The sequence below is a fragment of the Myroides sp. JBRI-B21084 genome, assembly GCF_030545015.1.
GTDB lineage: Bacteria > Bacteroidota > Bacteroidia > Flavobacteriales > Flavobacteriaceae > Flavobacterium.
In genome coordinates this window covers 853336-870022 of the sequence record NZ_CP120653.1, presented here as the reverse complement: position 1 = coordinate 870022, position 16687 = coordinate 853336, and the positions used below count along the sequence as shown (strand labels likewise).

Below are 16687 nucleotides of genomic sequence, written 5' to 3'. Positions count from 1 at the left end.
AGTATGATTTTAGATAATATTAAAAACGAAGATCTAATTCGAAAAGCTAAAGAAAAAGTTCTTAAAAAAAAGAATCAAGTAAAAACAAGGGTAAAAAAAATGAACCCGCAAAACAAAGTAATTATGAAGCTTCAAAAAAAAGTAGTTAAATATCAGCGTAAAGCGATTTATGACTTTGAAGAAATTACAGAAATTTTAAAGCAACTTGAACCAGGTTACGAAATAAAAATTGTTTCAAACAAAATCGATAGTCCAAACATTTTAAAAGCTGTAGTAGAAAATTATCCAGTAAAAAAAATATACATCAGTACCTGGGCAATCACAGATATAGCATTTACCAGGATTAAAGAATTATGTGATCAAGGAGTGCAATTTAAAATCATGTTAGATATTATCCATTCGTACAAATGGCTGCATAAATCCGGAGCCCTGGACCTAGTAAAAGAAAACTGCGAATTTATTTTCACCGAAAACCATTCAAAGTTTCAATTATTCGAATTAGAAAACAGCCAAGTAATTAATTTCGTTGGATCGTTCAATTTCACAAACAACCCACGATACGAGAACATGACCATATCAACATGTATTGAAGATTTTAATTTTTACAAAACCTGTTTAGAAGAAATTGGAGAAGGAATAAACGAAATACAAAAAACACTACTATGATAAACTTTTTCAAACATTACATCGATCAAAACTACCATTTATCAAATGCAATCAAAAGTTTTCAAACCGAACAAAAAGATTTCACACTAAAAAAGTTCAACGAGCTTTTAAAGAAAAACCCAAAATTTAAAGAAACTTTTGAAGAATGCAAACAAATGGAACGCGATGAAGTAAAAGACGCACTAAAAAAATTAGCCTGCGGAATACCAATCAAAGACACAAAAAACGAAATCATCGGTTGGCAAGAAAAACCCGATATAAAAGCCATCGAAGAAATTCATTTCTCATTAAAATAAAAAATCACCATGGAAACAGTTCATCGAAAAGAAATAAGTTTCCAGCCCGAAAAAATCGAACATCTAACAACAGTACCCGAACCACCAACCTTTCTTTCAAACCCAGCAAAAAAACATTACAAAACAATGGGCGAAAAATTAGTTGAATTAAACCGGCTAAAAAAAGTATACCTAAACGCTTTAGAAATATTTGCCGAAGCAATGGCACAATTTGAATTTGCTACAAAACAAATCCACGCAAAAAATCGCGAAGAATTTGGAACAGGATACATCCAAACATATCGTACCAAAGCAACCAATATTTCAACCGAAGTAGTTTTGCGAAACGATGCAGCCTCAACACTTTTAAAATGCTTCAAGCAATTTGGATTAGATCCACGAAGCGAACGCGAATTAAAAGGAGTTGAAAACGTGGGGCAACTCGACATTTTTACAGAATTTTTTAAAGAACACGCTTAATTTATGAAACCAACAACCGAAATGCTTAACAGTCCAGCGTTTCAGTATGCGGAAAAAGTAAAAAACGGGCAAATAAAAACAGGGCAAAAAATAAAATTAGCAGTAGAACGCTTTTACAAATGGATAGCCGATGCACCCGAAAGTGGTTTTCACCTCGATCACAAAAAAGGAATGCTAATTCTCCACTTTTTTGCAACATTTATAAACCACACCACAGGCGCAATGGCAGGTCAGCCATTTATACTGCAACCATTCCAAGCCTTTACCATGTACAACCTTTTTGGGTGGATACACACCCAAACAGGAAACCGCCGCATACGAACCGTTTACGACAAACGCGCCAAAAAAAACGGAAAAACCGCAGAAATGGCAGGGCTTGCACTATACTGTATGAGTATCGATTTTGAAATGGAAGCCCAAATCTACGTAGGTGCAACAAAAGAAGCACAAGCAAAACTATGCTGGCAACAAGCAAGGCAGTTCATCGAAAGTCCAGTAGCTAATAAAAAATTAAAACAAATGGGGTTTCGCTGCTTACAAACCGAAATTCAATTCAAACGCACAGGCAGCACAATGCGCGCTCTAGGGGGCGATAGTAAAACGCAAGACGGTATCAACTCACACCTTTCAATTATCGACGAATACCACGCACACGCAACCGATGGCGTTAAAGAAAACCTAGAATCATCATCAGTCAATCGTACACAACCCATCACCTACCACATCACAACAGCAGGCGTAAATTTATCAGGGGTTTGTAAAAATTATGAAGATGCAGTTACCGAAGTTTTAGAAGGAACAAAAACCGACGAATACCTTTGGATTATGATCCACGATTTAGACGAAGGCGATGATTATGAAAACGAAGAAAACTGGTACAAAGCAAACCCATTGTTAGGATCCGGTTTAAAAATTGAATCCATACGTGTTGAATTCATCAAAGCAATGAATCAACCTAGTAAAATTCCCAATTTTAAAACCAAACACCTAAACATGTGGGTAGATGCACCACAAGTTTGGATTCCCGAAGAAATTTGGATGCGCAACAAAGTTAATGAAATCCCAATGCACAAATTCCAAGAATACGGATCATACGCAGGCTTAGATTTATCAACAACAATCGACATCACCGTTTTTTTAGCAATATCAGAACCCGACGAAGATCAAAACCGCTACATCAAAACCTTTTTCTTTTGTCCCGAAGAAATGATAAAACACAAAAGCAAAGAAGATCGCGTACCTTATGATTTATGGGTAAAACAGGGATACATAACAGCAATACCAGGTACAACTATCGATTATGAAATCGTTGAAAATGTAATTACACAAAATTACAATCAACTAAACATTACACGTATCGAAGCCGATAAATGGAACTGCGAAAGTATGGCCCAAAATCTAACAAAAAAAGGTTTAAACATCACATACTTCGGTCAAGATATTGGTAACATCAGTTTTCCAACAAAACAATTCGAAAAATTAGTGTATGAAGGTAAAATAAAACACGACGGTAACCCTGTACTAAAATGGATGCTTGCTGGTTGTGTAATAGTTCGCGATCCAAACGATAACATTAAAGTGCATAAAGGCAAAAGCAATACAGGCGGCCGCCGTATCGATGGCATCGTTGCAGCAATCATGGCATTAGGCGGTTCACTTTCACCCGACGAACCAACCGATAAGTACGCAACACCTCAAGAAGAAATTTATGTTTAACGTTTTGCGACTACGAGCCGAGTATATGAAATGTAACGATTTTAAAAAACAAAATATAAATTATGAAGATTAAACAAACTTTACAGAAAATACACGACCATAGTAAAACAGCAAGGTATATTTTATATACTGTGTTGTATGCAGTTTTTGCACCATTTTACTTTACTGGTCTATTGCTTTTTTGGATTACAAAACCATTTTTAGCATTAAGTCACTTGCTTATGGGCAACACAAGTACATCAAAAAACATCATAACTGATTGGAGTGTTTGGAAAGACATTGGAGATGCTTTTTAAATTGCATACGGGGCGGCGGCTTGGCGAGGTGCGGGATTTTTAGCACCACAGCCTATTAGAATTACTTAACTTAAAATTTAGCACAATATGTCAATAGAAAAACATAACCCCGCATCTTGCCAAACTGCTGTTAGCGGTTCGGTTTTCTTCTACTTGGGTCGGGAGGTTAAAGAACAAGAAACATTTAAAGTAGAAGGAACATTCGAAAGCCTTTACGCTGCTCAAAATTGGGCAAGGTCAAAAGGATATGTTTATGGTTCGCTTTGCGGCGATGCTCCAGTTGCACTTCGCAAAGGTCAAAGTTTTTCAGAATATGATTTGCCTGAAAAATGGAAAAATATGTCTGAAGAAGATGTAAAGTCAGTTGATGGTGTTATTAAAAGTCGAGATTATAGAGAAGGTTCTGTTACCGTGATGCTTTTTTAAGCTGACCGCTAATGAAACGGCTTTATGATGGCGGGGCTACTTTGCAGATATTTCCAAAATGGAAACAACTTGTAAATAAACATTACAAGTTCTAAGGATAAACTTCAACCCCGCTATCATAAAACCGATGTTATATGCCGTTTTTTTAACTACAAAAATTTAAAATTATGATATTCAGAAAATTAAAAAGAGTTTGGTCGCATAATGACATAAATTACTTACCAAAATTTAGGGAAACATTCCCCGAATTACAAAAAATAACAAGCGATGAACTTTACGAAAGATTTAAAAATCTTGGTTTAGACTTTTATACAGAAGAAAAAACAAATGTAAGACCTTTAATTAGATTGACTTTACCTTTTGCTTTAGTCCTAATGCTTTTAATGTTGATTTGGCTTCCTTTCAATTTTTTAATTACTGGAAACTGGAATTATGGCAATGGTGATAAAAGTCGCATTTTAAATTGGTTTCGTGAACTACGATTGGTTTAAAATGGCATATAACGGGGCGGCGGCTTTGCGAAGTTCTTTTTCCGAGCTTGCTCGGAGAAAGGATTTAGCAAAATCGCATGATGTGCGAAGTTCGCGAAGCGACAAGCGCATCGTGCGGTGTAGGCGCCGCCCCGATGTGGCGAAAGGAGCGTAAGCGGATTTCGCCACATCGTTCGAGTGCTTTGCTTCAGTTGTGCCTATACGCAAACTACTTTCGGCACAATTGAGCAAAACACTTGTTAAGCACAGGTTTTTAATTTAAAATTTAGTATGAAAAAAATACACATAAACAACGATGATAATTACGCTACACCTCCAAATTTATACGAGGAATTGAATAAGCGTTTTAATTTTGATTTTGATCCTTGCCCTTATAATGAAGGCGAAATCATAAACGATGGATTAAAAATTGAATGGGGAAACTCAAATTTTATAAACCCACCTTATAGCCAAAAACTAAAAGAGGAATTTGTAAAAAAAGGAGTTGAAGAAATGAAAAAAGGTAAAGTTTGTGTTTTCCTTATTCCAGTATCGACTTCTACAAAATTATTTCACGAATGGATTAAACCAAACGCAACTGAAATTGAATTTTTGAAAGGTAGAATTAAGTTTGGTAAGTTAGATGAAAACGGAAACTTCTACATACCATTAAACGCAAAAGGGAAAGAGCAAAGTGGTACAAAAGATAGTATGATTGTCGTTTTTGACGGTCGTTCTTAAACTTGTGCTTAACGGTATCGGGCTTGGCGAAGTGCCGCTACTCGAAACTTGAATTTTAGCACTAACTGTCCTGCGGCATTTTGCCAAACCCGTGTTATGGGATAGTTTTAAAAACCTTTTAGGGTGGGCATTAATTTAAAAACAAAAAATATGATATTGATTTTAATTGCAATGATTATCGGAATTGGAATAGCCATCTTCCAAACTTACAACGGATGGATGAATGATTTTACTGACTACATATTTTCATCATTTGTTGGAATTGTAGTCGGTGCAGGAATAGGTTTAATTGTAGCTATAATGCTTCCTATGGATACATATGACAAACACTATTCATTGAACATTGAAACGCTACAAGACAATAATAGTGTTAGTGGCAATTTCTTTTTGGGTTGCGGACAAATTGAAGGAAAAATGAAGTATGTTTTTTATTATGAAGAAAACGGACTTTATAGAATGATGCAACTTGACTACAATTTGGTTCAGATAAAATATTCAGATAGCAAACCAAAAGTGAATGTTACCGAAAATTATCCATCTGATGCGTTTATAAACAATTTTGCTATTGATTTGGATGCCTTTGATAAAACATACATTATCGAAGTTCCAAAAGGCACAATTAAAAACAATTACAATTTAGATGCACAATAGTTGTTTTCGGGTGCGGTGGGAAAAGGTTTTTAAAATTTACCACATCGGGGCGGCGGCTTTGCGAAGTTCTTTTTCCGAGCTTGCTCGGAGAAAGGATTTAGCAAAATCGCATGATGTGCGAAGTTCGCGAAGCGACAAGCGCATCGTGCGGTGTAGGCGCCGCCCCGATGTGGCGAAAGGAGCGTAAGCGGATTTCGCCACATCACCTAAATACACGAAGTTATTTTCAACCCTAGTAAAATCAACAAAAAATGCAACCAACAAACTATATTACTGCACAGTGTCAAGCAACAACTGTCAAGTACAACAATCGGGATTACAGTATTCAAACTGATAAAAAAGGTTTCCGATACATTAAAATATCACACCAGGGTAAACGCATAATCATGCCAATAAAGAATGAAGAACCCGACATTGTAGTCGATTATGTTTTTTTTGGAAAATTCAAAACCCAACCCAACCCAATAATTGATATGTGCTTTATTATGCGCACCAAAGGCAAAACAGAAAAAGTGTACAACAAAAACAAAAACAATTTAAATCTACCTTACACTTTTCAAGAATTTAAACAAATAGCTGCACAACTAAATAAAAATTATAAAGAACAAAAAAAACTACACCAACACACAAAAAGTTAAACCATGCAAAAAAAACAAATTCTTAAAGCTGCACTGTTATTAATAATACTTGCCGCTTTGTTAATAGTAGTTTTAAAATTAATAAACAACAACCAAAACTACCAACCAATAAGTATACAACAACAAGAAAATAATATTCACCGAAACATTATTTAGCCAATGAAAAATATAATGATCGATTTAGAAACCCTGGGCACCGAACCCAATTCGTTAATTCTAAGTTTAGCAGCAGTAGAATTTTGCGAAATTACCGGAAAAACAGGCCGTATTTTTTATAAAAAAATAGAACTACTTTCATCGCTCACCAAAGGTTTTGTAATAAACAAAGAAACATTACTATGGTGGACCAATCAAAAAAGCGAACAGTTTCAAGAACTTTTTGTAAACGAAGAACCAATAAAAAGTGTAATGCAACAATTTATATATTGGTTTCAAAACAACAACGCAATAGTTTGGGCAAACAGTCCTTCTTTTGATTTAGTAATTCTAGGAAACGCATTAAAAAAATGCGGTTACAATGTACCTTGGAAATATTACAACGAACGCTGCGTGCGCACCTTACTATCTTTAGCAGCTAATGCAAAACAACAAGTTCCTAAACCAACAAAACAACACAACGCCTTAGTCGATTGCGAATATCAAATCGCATTGTGTGTTGAAGCTAAAAAACAAATTTTATCACCTGTTTAACAAACATTCTTTAAGGCGAAGTTTAAAAACGACAATTAAATTCGTGACTTTTGAAATCGAAAATAATTAAAAACACGAAATATTAACAGCCAAAAAATTAAGAATGACACAGTTAGAAATATCCCTTAAAACAGAAAACGAAAAGCTAGCTAACAAATTAAAGCGCATGCAACAGCTATCAACCCGTGACAAATTTTATAACGATTTTTTTAAAAATTGTAATAAATATAAAACGCGAAAAGAAGCTTTTGATAGCTTAAATATAGAATACGCTAATTTATTTGGCGAACAACTTTTCACAAATTACAAATCTTTTCAAATGTATTATTTACGCAAAACAGTAAGAAAATGAAAAACGAAATTAAAATCTTTATCTTCAATATAGCAATCATTATCGTATGTTGCTTTACATTATTGTTCACAAGTTTATTGCTAGAATGGCAATTTATTCAACAATTTTACGCACGCCAAATGGTAGTGTATTGTTTAATGTTAATTGAAATGTTTATATACACCCGTATTTTACTTTTGTATAACAATCTAAAAATTTAAAAAAACCACAAATGTTACTTTTAAATAATAAAAACACTTTAATATTGCAATATGATATTTTCGATTTCATAGGGTTGAAAAACTTTGCTGTAAGTCCGTTGCAAAGCAGCGGGCTTACTTTTTAAAAGTAAAAATTGTGCAAAAAAAAATGTTTTTAATTAAGTTTTAAAAAGCTACTTATTTTTAAGTAGCTTTTTTTTTTGCGCAAACTCCACAAAACCACAAATGTTGCTTTTTTATAATTCCAGTAAACTACTTTTACATTATTAAAAGACAAGGAAATGAGCATATTAGGAAAAATTTTCAATTTCGGTGCTCAAAGCGATACCAGCCAATACACCTCTTTTTTTGGGTTTGGCGGTAACAGCAAAAGCATCGCAAACCAACAAAACTCATTAACCTTATCTGCGTTCTTTAACGGTGTTGATCAGCTATCAAAAGATATCGCAAAAATGCCAAAAGCAGTTTATATAAAAACCAACCGCGTGCGCGAAAAACAAAGCACGCACCAGGTGAACTACTTAATTGCTACCGCACCAAACGATTTCATGACAGCTTTTGATTTTTGGCGCGTAATAGTTGTGCTTATGCTTTTAAAAGGCGAAGCATTTATTAAAATTTCACGAAATAAAATCACCGGAGAAGTTGAGTTCTTTGACATTTTGGATAACGAGAAAATCGAAATTAAAAAATCGAAAACAACGCTAATTTACACTTACGAAAGTGATGAAATTAGCAGCAACGACATTTTGCATTTTAAAGGTTTCACGTTAAACGGAATTAGGGGAATTTCAGTAATAGCGTTTGCAGCTGCAAACCTGGGCGTACAATTAGACACCCAAATGTACAGTGCAGACATCTATTCAAACCGCGGTTTAGGTTATGGAGTGTTAGAATCAGAAACAGATATTGCAAATGAAAACAAGCAAAAACTGGTTGAAGGCTTTAAAAATCGAATGAGCGAAAAAGGACCTATTAAAGTAGCCGCCCTTGATTTAGGTATGAAATACAAATCAATCAGCATCACACCTGCCGAAGCTCAATTTTTAGAAACAGGCCGTTTTGCTATCGAAGATGTTGCGCGTTGGCTTAACATGCCAGTGCATAAACTAAAATCGTTAACAAACGCAAACTTTAACACATTAGAACAGCAAAACATTCAATATGTAGTTGATTGTTTAGTTGGATGGACCGCTAATATTGAAAACGAATTAAACCGAAAATTGTTTCAAAAAAACACCACCTACAAAGAATACGTAAAATTCAACGAAAAAGTATTTTTAAGAGGCGATGCCAAAACGCAAGCCGAATTTTACACAAAAATGGTGTACGCGGGTTTAATGACCAGGAACGAAGTTCGTGAACTAGAAGATCTAAATCCTATCGATGGATTAGACGAAATTCTTACGCCGGTTAATATGCAAATCATGTCAAACTTGTTAGAAAACAACAACGAAAAAAACAATGCAGATGGGTAAAATGATTTTACGTGAAGCGGTAATACGTGCTATTACCGACGAAATGAAAGAAAACCGGCAAGCTGAATTTGTAATCAGCACCGAAGCCGTAGACACCTATAACACTGTTTTTAAAATTGACGGTTGGGATTTAACCCGATACAATCGCGCACCAATTGTTTTTTACAATCACAAATCGTGGTCCGATGATCCCGATATGATTATAGGAACTTCCGAAGTGCGTATCGAAGGCAATCAATTAGTTGCCTTACTTACTTTAGAAAACAACAATCCAGTTGCCGATAAAGTTTGGCGCAAAATTCAAAACGGTACGCTTACAATGGCTTCCGTAGGCGCAAATCCTTTAGAATGGCGATGGGGCGATTTTGATAAAGGCGAAAACCCCGATGTTATCTACTTTATTCGCCACGAACTATTAGAGTGGTCCGTAGTGCCAGTAGGTAGCAATCCCGATGCTTTAAAACGCAGCGTTGATAGTTTAGAAGAAATCAGAACTTCTTTAAAAAAACCTGAAAATTTAGAGAAAAAAACAAGCTTTTCTGTAATTGAAAGGCAAATAAAAATTAACCAACTTAAGTATAGTTCGTAATGAAAAAATCAGATTTATTAAAACAGCAAAGAACAGCTGTATTAAGAAAACAACAAACAATTGTTGATAAAGCTAAAACTGAAAACCGCGATTTCACAGCCGATGAACAGACTGAACTAGACAGCGGCGATGAAGAAATTGCCGACTTGGATAAGCAAATCAAAACAGCAGAGAAAAACGAAGAACGCGAAGCTCGTATTGCAGCTTTAGACGGATCTTCTGTTGGGCGAGGTTTTCATGGTGCCCCAATGGGCAACAGTGAAGAAAAAGAAATTAAAAAAATTCAAGAACGTTTTTCAATTTCTAAAGCAATACGTGCGGCATCTGCCGGTGAAGCGCAAACAGGTATCGAAGCCGAATTAAACCAGGAAGCTTTAAAAGAAGCTAGAGGGTTAAATTTACAATTCAACACAACCGATCGCTCTTTTTCAATTCCAGCAAGTATGGTGCGCGCAACTACACAAACCGTTACCGAAGATAACGGCGATTTTGGTTCGCAATTAGTACAAACAAATGTTCGCCCAATTGAAAGTTTTATTCCTAGATTAATTTTAGAAGAAGCTGGGGCAACCTTCTTAAGTGGTTTATCGGGTAATGTTGCTTTGCCAAAGGCAGGCGATTTTGCTTACAATTGGTTAAACGAAACAGAACAAATCACTTTAGCAGCTTCTGAAATCGACGGGCCAATCTTAAAACCAAAACGCGCTGGTGCAGGTGTTGCAATTTCAAATCAATTATTAATGCAATCTTCTGCCCCAGTCGATGCTATGATCTACAACAAATTGCGTAATGCTGCAAAATTAGCTTTAGAAAAAGCAGCTATTAATGGCGACGGAGTTAAGCAACCGCTTGGTTTATTAAACACACCAGGTATTCTAACAGCAGCAGCAACAGTTGGTGCAGCACCAGAATGGAAGGATATTGTAGAATTATGGGGCTTAATCGAAGCAGCCGATGCAGGTGTAGGAACATTTGCTTTAAACGCAAAATTAGCAGCAGCTTTAAGAACTATTGCTAAAGACGCTGGTTCTGGTCGCTTCTTAATGGAAAATTTAACAATTGACGGCGCAAAAACCATTATTTCAAATATTATCGAAACATTAGCTGGTAACGAAACCTTAATCTACGGTAATTTCAACGAAATGTATATCGGCCAATGGGGTGGTGTAAACTTTGTTGCGGTTGATGATCCTGAAAAAGCATCTGTAAAAATTATTTCAAACATGTGGGCCGATGTAGCTATCGCAAACCCTACAGCGTTTGCAGTTAATAAATTCTTAACAACTTAATATCATGGCAAAAGAAGAAAAAAAAGAAGTTGAAGAAACTAAAGTTGAAACAAAAAAAATTCGTTTCACTTTATCACCGTGCGGCACTTTTAAATTGCCTTACAACGTAGGGCAAGAAGTAGATTTACCTACCAACCAAGCCGATGAAATTGTTGAAAGAAAATACGCGGAATTCGTAAAGTAATTTTTTCATAATTTTTAAATTATTAGTAACAATCCTTTGCTGCGATTGCAGCAAAGGATTTTAAAAAACAAGTGTATGTCAGAAGAAATTAATATTGATTTTACAGAACAATTAGTTCCGTTAAATTTCGTAAAAAAACACTTGAAAGTAGAAGAAAATTACACCGATGACGACGAACTCATTCAAATGTATATCGATTCTGCAATTGAACAGGTGGTTAATTTTACAGAACGACCTTTAGCACAACAAACAACTATTTTTACTACAAACAAATTCCAAGATTTTATTTTTGAACGTAAAGCTTTGAATGATGAAGTTGAAAAAATAGAATATCAACAAACCGCCGAAGCCGAAATATTAACTTTTCCATCAACTTCTTACAGCGTGGTAAAGCAAGGGGTTGAACATTATAAAATTTCGTTCAAAGAAACCCCCGAAGCGGTTAAGGTTCAAATTTTCATAAAACAAGGGTACACAAACGAAACTCTTCCTAAAGTAATTAAACAAGCTATTTGTTTGTTAGTTGCCGATGCTTACGAACGTAGAGAAAACGGGCAAGTTGTGAATGTTACAAAAGTGAAAAGTATAATTCAAAGTTTCAGAAAATGGCAAACCTAAACAAACCCTTTATCGGGCAAATGGATACAAGGATTCAAGTTTTCGAAACCGAAAAAATTAAAAATGAAATCGGTGAAGAAAAAGAAGTTAATACGGTGCTTTGTATTCCTTGGGCAAAAGTAGTTGAAATTGCAGGCGGCGAAGAAACAGAGGGTAAAATTTTACACCGCATTCAGCGCAATTTTATTATTCGTTGGCGCGGTGAAATAAATCAAAAATCTAATCAATTAAAATTAGATTATCAAGGCCGAATCTATTTTGTTAGCCATGTGAAACAAATTGGTCGTCGCGAATTTTTAGAACTTCAAACATTTGTAAATGAGTAGTGCATTACAAGTAAATGTTCAAGGTTATGAGCAATTAAAAAACAAATTGCGTTTAATTGCAAACGATAAAAGCAAACGCCGCGAAGTGCTTCTTATTTTACGGCAAATTGCAAAACCAACTTTAGAAACAGCCAAACGCATGGCACCAGTTTCAAAAAAAACACATCTAGCCCACAATCAAAAAATTACACCAGGTAATCTAAAAAAATCGTTAGGTACAATAACCGGTAAAAATAAAGAAAACCCAACCATTTTAGTTGGTCCGCGGGTAAAAGGTAGTTTTAAAGGTTGGTACGGTCATTTTGTGCACGAAGGTGTAAACGTATATAACAAAGGTTTTAAGCGCAAGCACAAAAAAGGGGTAAATAACAGCTCAGCTGTTAGACGCACAAAAAGCAATCCTTTTTTAACGCGTGCGTATCAGCAAACCGAAGGTAAAGTAACAGCCGATGCCGAAGCTAAATTTGTAAAATTCGTGCAAAGGCGCTTAAATAAATTACAATGATTGAAGTTTCAAAACATTTACACAGCATTTTAAGCGCTTATTTACCGCTTACCAATGTGGTGCAAACCCGTATTTATCCATTAATAGCTAATGAAACGGTAGTGTTTCCGTTTGCGGTTTATGGTTTTGGCGAAGTACCTTACGAAAGTAAAGATGCTTGTGCCTACACGGTTAATGTAGCTGTTTGGTTCGATCAAAACAAAATAATCGAAGCTTATACAATGGCCGACGTTTTAAAAACATTAGCAGAACTAAACAGTTGGGAATTTATTAATACCAATGTTGATTATAGCGATGTAACACAAAAAATATTTAGTGAAATTAATTTTAAAATTATTATGTAATGGCAGCAGGTCAAATTTATAAAGGTAAAAATGTGCGATTTTCTTTGAACGGAAAAACGCTATTTCATGCAACAACATGTTCAATTTCAATTTCTACAACTTTAGAAAGTATTGCAACAAAAGATACCAACGGAACATTAAGTGTTCCTGGTAATTACGAGTGGTCAATGTCAACATCGGCTTTGGTTGCAGATAAACCAGCAGGATCAACACAATCAGATTTTATGGACTTGTTGGCTTTGCAGTTAAGCGGAGCAGAAATTGATATTGAATTTACAACAGGTGAGGCGGGTGATTTTTTATTAAAAGGGAAAGTGTTCATTGAATCGTCAAGCATCAATGCCGAAACAGGTAACAGTGTATCAGGTGATTTCTCTTTCAAAGGTAATGGTGATTTAACCCCTTTAATAGCTGAGTAATGAAAATACAGATTAAAGATCAAGAATTTGAACTTAAATTTCGGTTTTCATTAATACTAAAATTAGCAAAATTTTGGAAAATTCAACACGTTGAAAAAGTAATTCAGCGTTTAAATTTTACAGAATCATTCACTTTTGATGAAGAGGGTAATGTATTAGATTATTCTTTACCAATAAGTGTTTTTGAAGATCTAATTGATGTAGTTAAAATTGCTGCAGAACATGCAGGTAACGAAATTACTGCTACTAACGATGAAATTGCCGACGATTTATTTCAAAACACCGAAATGATGACCGAAATCATTGGAGCAATTGCTGGAGCAATGCCACAAGCAAAAAAACCGGTTGATCCATCGGCTCGAAAAGCAAAAAAGTAAAACCGGTTTTAACAACTTTTGATGAGCTCGAGGTGTTAGCATTAGGAGTAATGGGGTTAACCTATGATTATTTCTACAGCTTAACGCCTCGAGTTTTTTTTAATATACACGAAGGTTTTAATCAACGTGTTGAAATGGAATTCAAAGATAATTGGTTGCGAACGCGCAAACTTATGTTTGCAATGTTAAAGCCGCATTTAAAAAATAAAAATGCAACCGAAATAGATTTGTTTAGTTTTCCTTGGGAAACAGAAAGCAATGAAATCGAAGAAATTTTATCAGCAGAAAAAGCCGATGAAATCATTCAACAACAAATAGATTACTGGGAAGCAATAGATCGTAAACGTATGGAATCGAAAGCCTAAACAAAAATTACGATGGGATTAGCACAGATTAATATCAGATTTAAAGCCAATTTAAAAGAATTCTCTACCGAAATGCAAAATGTAGGTCGCGAAATGGAGAAAATTGGCAGTAAAATGCAATCAATAGGCACAGCTATGTCGGCTGCAATTACTTTGCCTTTAGTTGCGGCAGGTGCGAAAGCTTACAGCATGGCAGCCGATTTTGAAGATGCTTTAGGTGCAACCAACCAGGTTTTTAAATCCGCATCAAAAGCAACACAAGAGTGGGCACAGTCCTTACCTTCTTACTACGGAATTGCACAAAAAGAAGCCTTAGAGTATTCTAACATGATGGGTTCAATGCTTAAAAACATTGGTAACTTAACCGATCAACAAGCTAGTCAACAAAGTGCTAAATTAATACAATTAGCAGGTGATTTAACCGCAATGTATGGCGGTACAACTGCCGATGCCGTGCGTGCGCTTACGGGTGCGCTTAAGGGCAACAATACCATGCTAGATAATTATGGTATGGCAGCCAACGATGCTATGGTTAAAGCCAAAGCTTTAGAGATAGGTTTAATTACACAGGGGCAAGAAATGAGTTTAGCAGCTAAACAAGCGGCTACATTAGCCCTGGTTTACGAACAATCGGCAGCAGCACAAGGGCAAGCAGCTCGTGAAGCAAACGGCGCAAGCGGTTCTATGCGAAGTTTAAAAACCGAACTATCAAATTTAGCAACCGAACTAGGCCAACAGCTATTACCAATTATCACACCTATTATTAACGGTTTACGTGGTATGATGGAGCGTTTTCGGGATTTATCGCCCGAAACAAAAAAAATAATTGTAATTGTTGGGGGTATTGCGGCAGCACTCGGTCCTTTAATAGCCATTTTTGGAACCTTTGCAGCGGTTTTACCTAGTATCATTGCAGGTATCACAGCAATGGGGCCGGCTTTTGCAGCAATGACAGGGCCAATAGGTTTAATAATCGCAGGTATTGGTGCCTTAATTGCTTTAATTATGTACAATTGGGGAGAGGTTAAAAAAACATTAGCCGACACAGCAAACTATTGGATTGATTTGTACAATGAATCAATGCTATTTAGGGGCGCCGTTCAATACATCATTTTAGTTTTTAAAAATTTAGGAAACACAATTGCTTTAGTTTTTAACGTTGCTAAATCTATTGTAAAAGCGTTTTGGAACGATTTAAAAAACGCATTTGGAAACCTAGGTAATTTGTTAAAAGCTGTTTTAACGGGCGATTTTAAATCCATTCCTAAAATTATTGGCCAACAATTTAAAGATTCTGCTTCGGGTGTAAAAAGTTTGTTTAAAGATTTATCTAAAGATTTTGCAACGTTTGGTGCACAAGGTGCGGCCGATGTTAACAAAGCGATAGAAAACACAATTGGCGGCAAACGTGCGAAGATTAAAGTTGATACGCAGCCCACTAAAAAACAAATTAAAACCGATATTGTTACAGCTGTTGATGAGGGGGTTGTTACAGCAAACAACACCGATAAAAAAGTTAAGGTAAAAGTTGAAATTGAACCTGTAAATGGTTCAATTGGGTATTACGATGAAATGATTTCTGAATTAGAAAAAGCCCAAAAAAACAACGCTACTAATAACGAAATGTTTAAAACGTTTCAAGCTAAAATCGACGAATACAAAAAAATACGCGATGAAATTAGTGGAAACGTACAGCAAGAAGTTGTTGTTGGTTCTGAATCTTGGTATAATCAAGAAATTGAAGGTATAAACAAATTAGTTCAAAATTTAGTTGTTGGTACCGATGCTTACAATGCGCTAATTAAACAGCGTGAAGTTTTGCAAAACAGTTTAGATCTTTCAAAACAAACTACCGAAACAACTACTGCAGAACCTGCTACCGATACCGTTGATTGGTACAAATTACAAATTGATAAATTACAACAAGCACGCGAAGAAGCTGGTATTACAATTGACGAATACAAACGTATTTCTGCCGAAATTAATGTTTTAGAAACTACCTTAAAAATCCAAACCGAAGGAATTGAAGGTATCCAACAAATCACTACCGAAATTAATAACATGAAAACAATGGCCGAAGCTTCGCAACAAGCAATCAGTTCGGCTTTTGGTTCAATGGCCGATGCTATTGGCGATAAGTTAGGTGAATCAAAAAACATATTAGATGTTTTTGGTAAAGCCTTGTTTCAAAACACAATCAAAGCTATTGGTACTGCTCTAGCGCAATCTACATCAAATGCAATTTTAGCAGCTACGGGCGATGCTTCAAAAATACCTTTTGGTACATTTTTATTACCTGCCTTAATTGGTGGGGCGGTTGCATCGGTTTCATCTGCTTTTGCTGCCATTCCTAAGTTTGCCGATGGTGGTATCGTTTCAGGGCCAACATTTGGTATGATGGGCGAATACGTGGGTGCAGCAAACAACCCCGAGGTTATTGCGCCATTAAACAAATTAAAAAAATTAATTCAACCAGCAGCAACCAACGATCAACCGGTTAATGTAGTACTGCAAGGCGGTTTTGACCTTTCGGGCGAAAACCTAAAATTGGTATTAGATCGTGTAGAACGCAGAAAATATAGAACAGGATAA

General features: G+C 35.7%; 26 protein-coding genes. All 26 read left to right on the top strand.

Translation table 11 applies throughout. The features are described from left to right. The first annotated feature begins 123 nt into the window (after nucleotides 1-123). The 26 genes from P3875_RS04245 to P3875_RS04120 all read left to right on the top strand — a co-directional run bounded on the left by P3875_RS04245 (nucleotide 124) and on the right by P3875_RS04120 (nucleotide 16687). Entirely contained in the window at nucleotides 124-666 is a 543-nt protein-coding gene (locus P3875_RS04245) for a hypothetical protein (protein WP_303445028.1), read from the top strand. Further along, the gene (locus tag P3875_RS04240; protein ID WP_303445027.1) at nucleotides 663-962 is read left to right on the top strand and encodes a hypothetical protein; all 300 of its coding nucleotides are present in this window, start codon (nucleotides 663-665) and stop codon (nucleotides 960-962) included. Before P3875_RS04245 ends, P3875_RS04240 begins: the two co-directional genes overlap by 4 nt. Before the next feature lie 9 nt (nucleotides 963-971). After that, entirely contained in the window at nucleotides 972-1421 is a 450-nt protein-coding gene (locus P3875_RS04235) for a P27 family phage terminase small subunit (protein WP_303445026.1), read from the top strand. 3 nt (nucleotides 1422-1424) lie between these two features. Then, the gene (locus P3875_RS04230) at nucleotides 1425-3137 is read left to right on the top strand and encodes a terminase large subunit (protein ID WP_303445025.1); all 1713 of its coding nucleotides are present in this window, start codon (nucleotides 1425-1427) and stop codon (nucleotides 3135-3137) included. Between the two features lie 62 nt (nucleotides 3138-3199). Further along, on the top strand, nucleotides 3200-3433 hold the full coding sequence (locus tag P3875_RS04225) for a hypothetical protein (RefSeq protein WP_303445024.1): 234 nt from the start codon (nucleotides 3200-3202) through the stop codon (nucleotides 3431-3433). Between the two features lie 87 nt (nucleotides 3434-3520). Beyond that, the gene (locus tag P3875_RS04220; RefSeq protein WP_303445023.1) at nucleotides 3521-3859 is read left to right on the top strand and encodes a hypothetical protein; all 339 of its coding nucleotides are present in this window, start codon (nucleotides 3521-3523) and stop codon (nucleotides 3857-3859) included. Nucleotides 3860-4026: 167 nt separating this feature from the next. Continuing rightward, nucleotides 4027-4350, top strand: a complete 324-nt coding sequence (locus P3875_RS04215) for a hypothetical protein (protein ID WP_303445022.1) — start codon at nucleotides 4027-4029, stop codon at nucleotides 4348-4350. 270 nt (nucleotides 4351-4620) lie between these two features. After that, nucleotides 4621-5070 carry a DNA N-6-adenine-methyltransferase gene (locus tag P3875_RS04210; RefSeq protein WP_303445021.1) on the top strand — a complete coding sequence of 150 codons (450 nt, stop codon included), beginning with the start codon at nucleotides 4621-4623 and terminating at the stop codon, nucleotides 5068-5070. A 150-nt stretch (nucleotides 5071-5220) separates the two neighbouring features. Beyond that, nucleotides 5221-5721 carry a hypothetical protein gene (locus P3875_RS04205; protein ID WP_303445020.1) on the top strand — a complete coding sequence of 167 codons (501 nt, stop codon included), beginning with the start codon at nucleotides 5221-5223 and terminating at the stop codon, nucleotides 5719-5721. Nucleotides 5722-6107: 386 nt separating this feature from the next. Beyond that, nucleotides 6108-6359 carry a hypothetical protein gene (locus P3875_RS04200; RefSeq protein ID WP_303445019.1) on the top strand — a complete coding sequence of 84 codons (252 nt, stop codon included), beginning with the start codon at nucleotides 6108-6110 and terminating at the stop codon, nucleotides 6357-6359. Between the two features lie 3 nt (nucleotides 6360-6362). Continuing rightward, nucleotides 6363-6515 (top strand): hypothetical protein, encoded by a 153-nt coding sequence (locus P3875_RS04195; RefSeq protein ID WP_303445018.1) that lies wholly within the window; start codon nucleotides 6363-6365, stop codon nucleotides 6513-6515. Between the two features lie 3 nt (nucleotides 6516-6518). Further along, nucleotides 6519-7049 carry a 3'-5' exonuclease gene (locus P3875_RS04190; protein ID WP_303445017.1) on the top strand — a complete coding sequence of 177 codons (531 nt, stop codon included), beginning with the start codon at nucleotides 6519-6521 and terminating at the stop codon, nucleotides 7047-7049. 103 nt (nucleotides 7050-7152) lie between these two features. After that, on the top strand, nucleotides 7153-7401 hold the full coding sequence (locus P3875_RS04185) for a hypothetical protein (protein ID WP_303445016.1): 249 nt from the start codon (nucleotides 7153-7155) through the stop codon (nucleotides 7399-7401). Beyond that, nucleotides 7398-7601: a hypothetical protein gene (locus P3875_RS04180; protein ID WP_303445015.1), complete on the top strand. Its 204-nt coding sequence runs from the start codon at nucleotides 7398-7400 to the stop codon at nucleotides 7599-7601. Before P3875_RS04185 ends, P3875_RS04180 begins: the two co-directional genes overlap by 4 nt. Nucleotides 7602-7882: 281 nt before the next feature. Then, nucleotides 7883-9079 carry a phage portal protein gene (locus P3875_RS04175; protein WP_303445014.1) on the top strand — a complete coding sequence of 399 codons (1197 nt, stop codon included), beginning with the start codon at nucleotides 7883-7885 and terminating at the stop codon, nucleotides 9077-9079. After that, entirely contained in the window at nucleotides 9066-9668 is a 603-nt protein-coding gene (locus P3875_RS04170) for an HK97 family phage prohead protease (protein ID WP_303445013.1), read from the top strand. The genes P3875_RS04175 and P3875_RS04170 overlap by 14 nt, the downstream gene beginning before the upstream one ends. Beyond that, a complete protein-coding gene (locus P3875_RS04165) occupies nucleotides 9668-10957 on the top strand; it encodes a phage major capsid protein (protein WP_303445012.1) in 1290 nt (429 codons plus the stop codon). Before P3875_RS04170 ends, P3875_RS04165 begins: the two co-directional genes overlap by 1 nt. Before the next feature lie 4 nt (nucleotides 10958-10961). After that, a complete protein-coding gene (locus P3875_RS04160; protein ID WP_303445011.1) occupies nucleotides 10962-11141 on the top strand; it encodes a hypothetical protein in 180 nt (59 codons plus the stop codon). Between the two features lie 75 nt (nucleotides 11142-11216). Further along, nucleotides 11217-11759 carry a head-tail connector protein gene (locus tag P3875_RS04155; RefSeq protein WP_303445010.1) on the top strand — a complete coding sequence of 181 codons (543 nt, stop codon included), beginning with the start codon at nucleotides 11217-11219 and terminating at the stop codon, nucleotides 11757-11759. Nucleotides 11760-11779: 20 nt separating this feature from the next. Then, the gene (locus tag P3875_RS04150) at nucleotides 11780-12085 is read left to right on the top strand and encodes a phage head completion protein (RefSeq protein ID WP_303445009.1); all 306 of its coding nucleotides are present in this window, start codon (nucleotides 11780-11782) and stop codon (nucleotides 12083-12085) included. After that, complete coding sequence (locus P3875_RS04145) at nucleotides 12078-12590, top strand: hypothetical protein (RefSeq protein WP_303445008.1); 513 nt, start codon at nucleotides 12078-12080, stop codon at nucleotides 12588-12590. Before P3875_RS04150 ends, P3875_RS04145 begins: the two co-directional genes overlap by 8 nt. Further along, nucleotides 12587-12934: a hypothetical protein gene (locus tag P3875_RS04140; protein ID WP_303445007.1), complete on the top strand. Its 348-nt coding sequence runs from the start codon at nucleotides 12587-12589 to the stop codon at nucleotides 12932-12934. Before P3875_RS04145 ends, P3875_RS04140 begins: the two co-directional genes overlap by 4 nt. After that, the gene (locus P3875_RS04135; RefSeq protein WP_303445006.1) at nucleotides 12934-13353 is read left to right on the top strand and encodes a phage tail tube protein; all 420 of its coding nucleotides are present in this window, start codon (nucleotides 12934-12936) and stop codon (nucleotides 13351-13353) included. The genes P3875_RS04140 and P3875_RS04135 overlap by 1 nt, the downstream gene beginning before the upstream one ends. After that, entirely contained in the window at nucleotides 13353-13730 is a 378-nt protein-coding gene (locus P3875_RS04130) for a hypothetical protein (RefSeq protein ID WP_303445005.1), read from the top strand. Before P3875_RS04135 ends, P3875_RS04130 begins: the two co-directional genes overlap by 1 nt. A 50-nt stretch (nucleotides 13731-13780) precedes the next feature. Further along, nucleotides 13781-14095 carry a hypothetical protein gene (locus P3875_RS04125; RefSeq protein ID WP_303445004.1) on the top strand — a complete coding sequence of 105 codons (315 nt, stop codon included), beginning with the start codon at nucleotides 13781-13783 and terminating at the stop codon, nucleotides 14093-14095. Between the two features lie 12 nt (nucleotides 14096-14107). After that, a complete protein-coding gene (locus P3875_RS04120; RefSeq protein ID WP_303445003.1) occupies nucleotides 14108-16687 on the top strand; it encodes a phage tail tape measure protein in 2580 nt (859 codons plus the stop codon).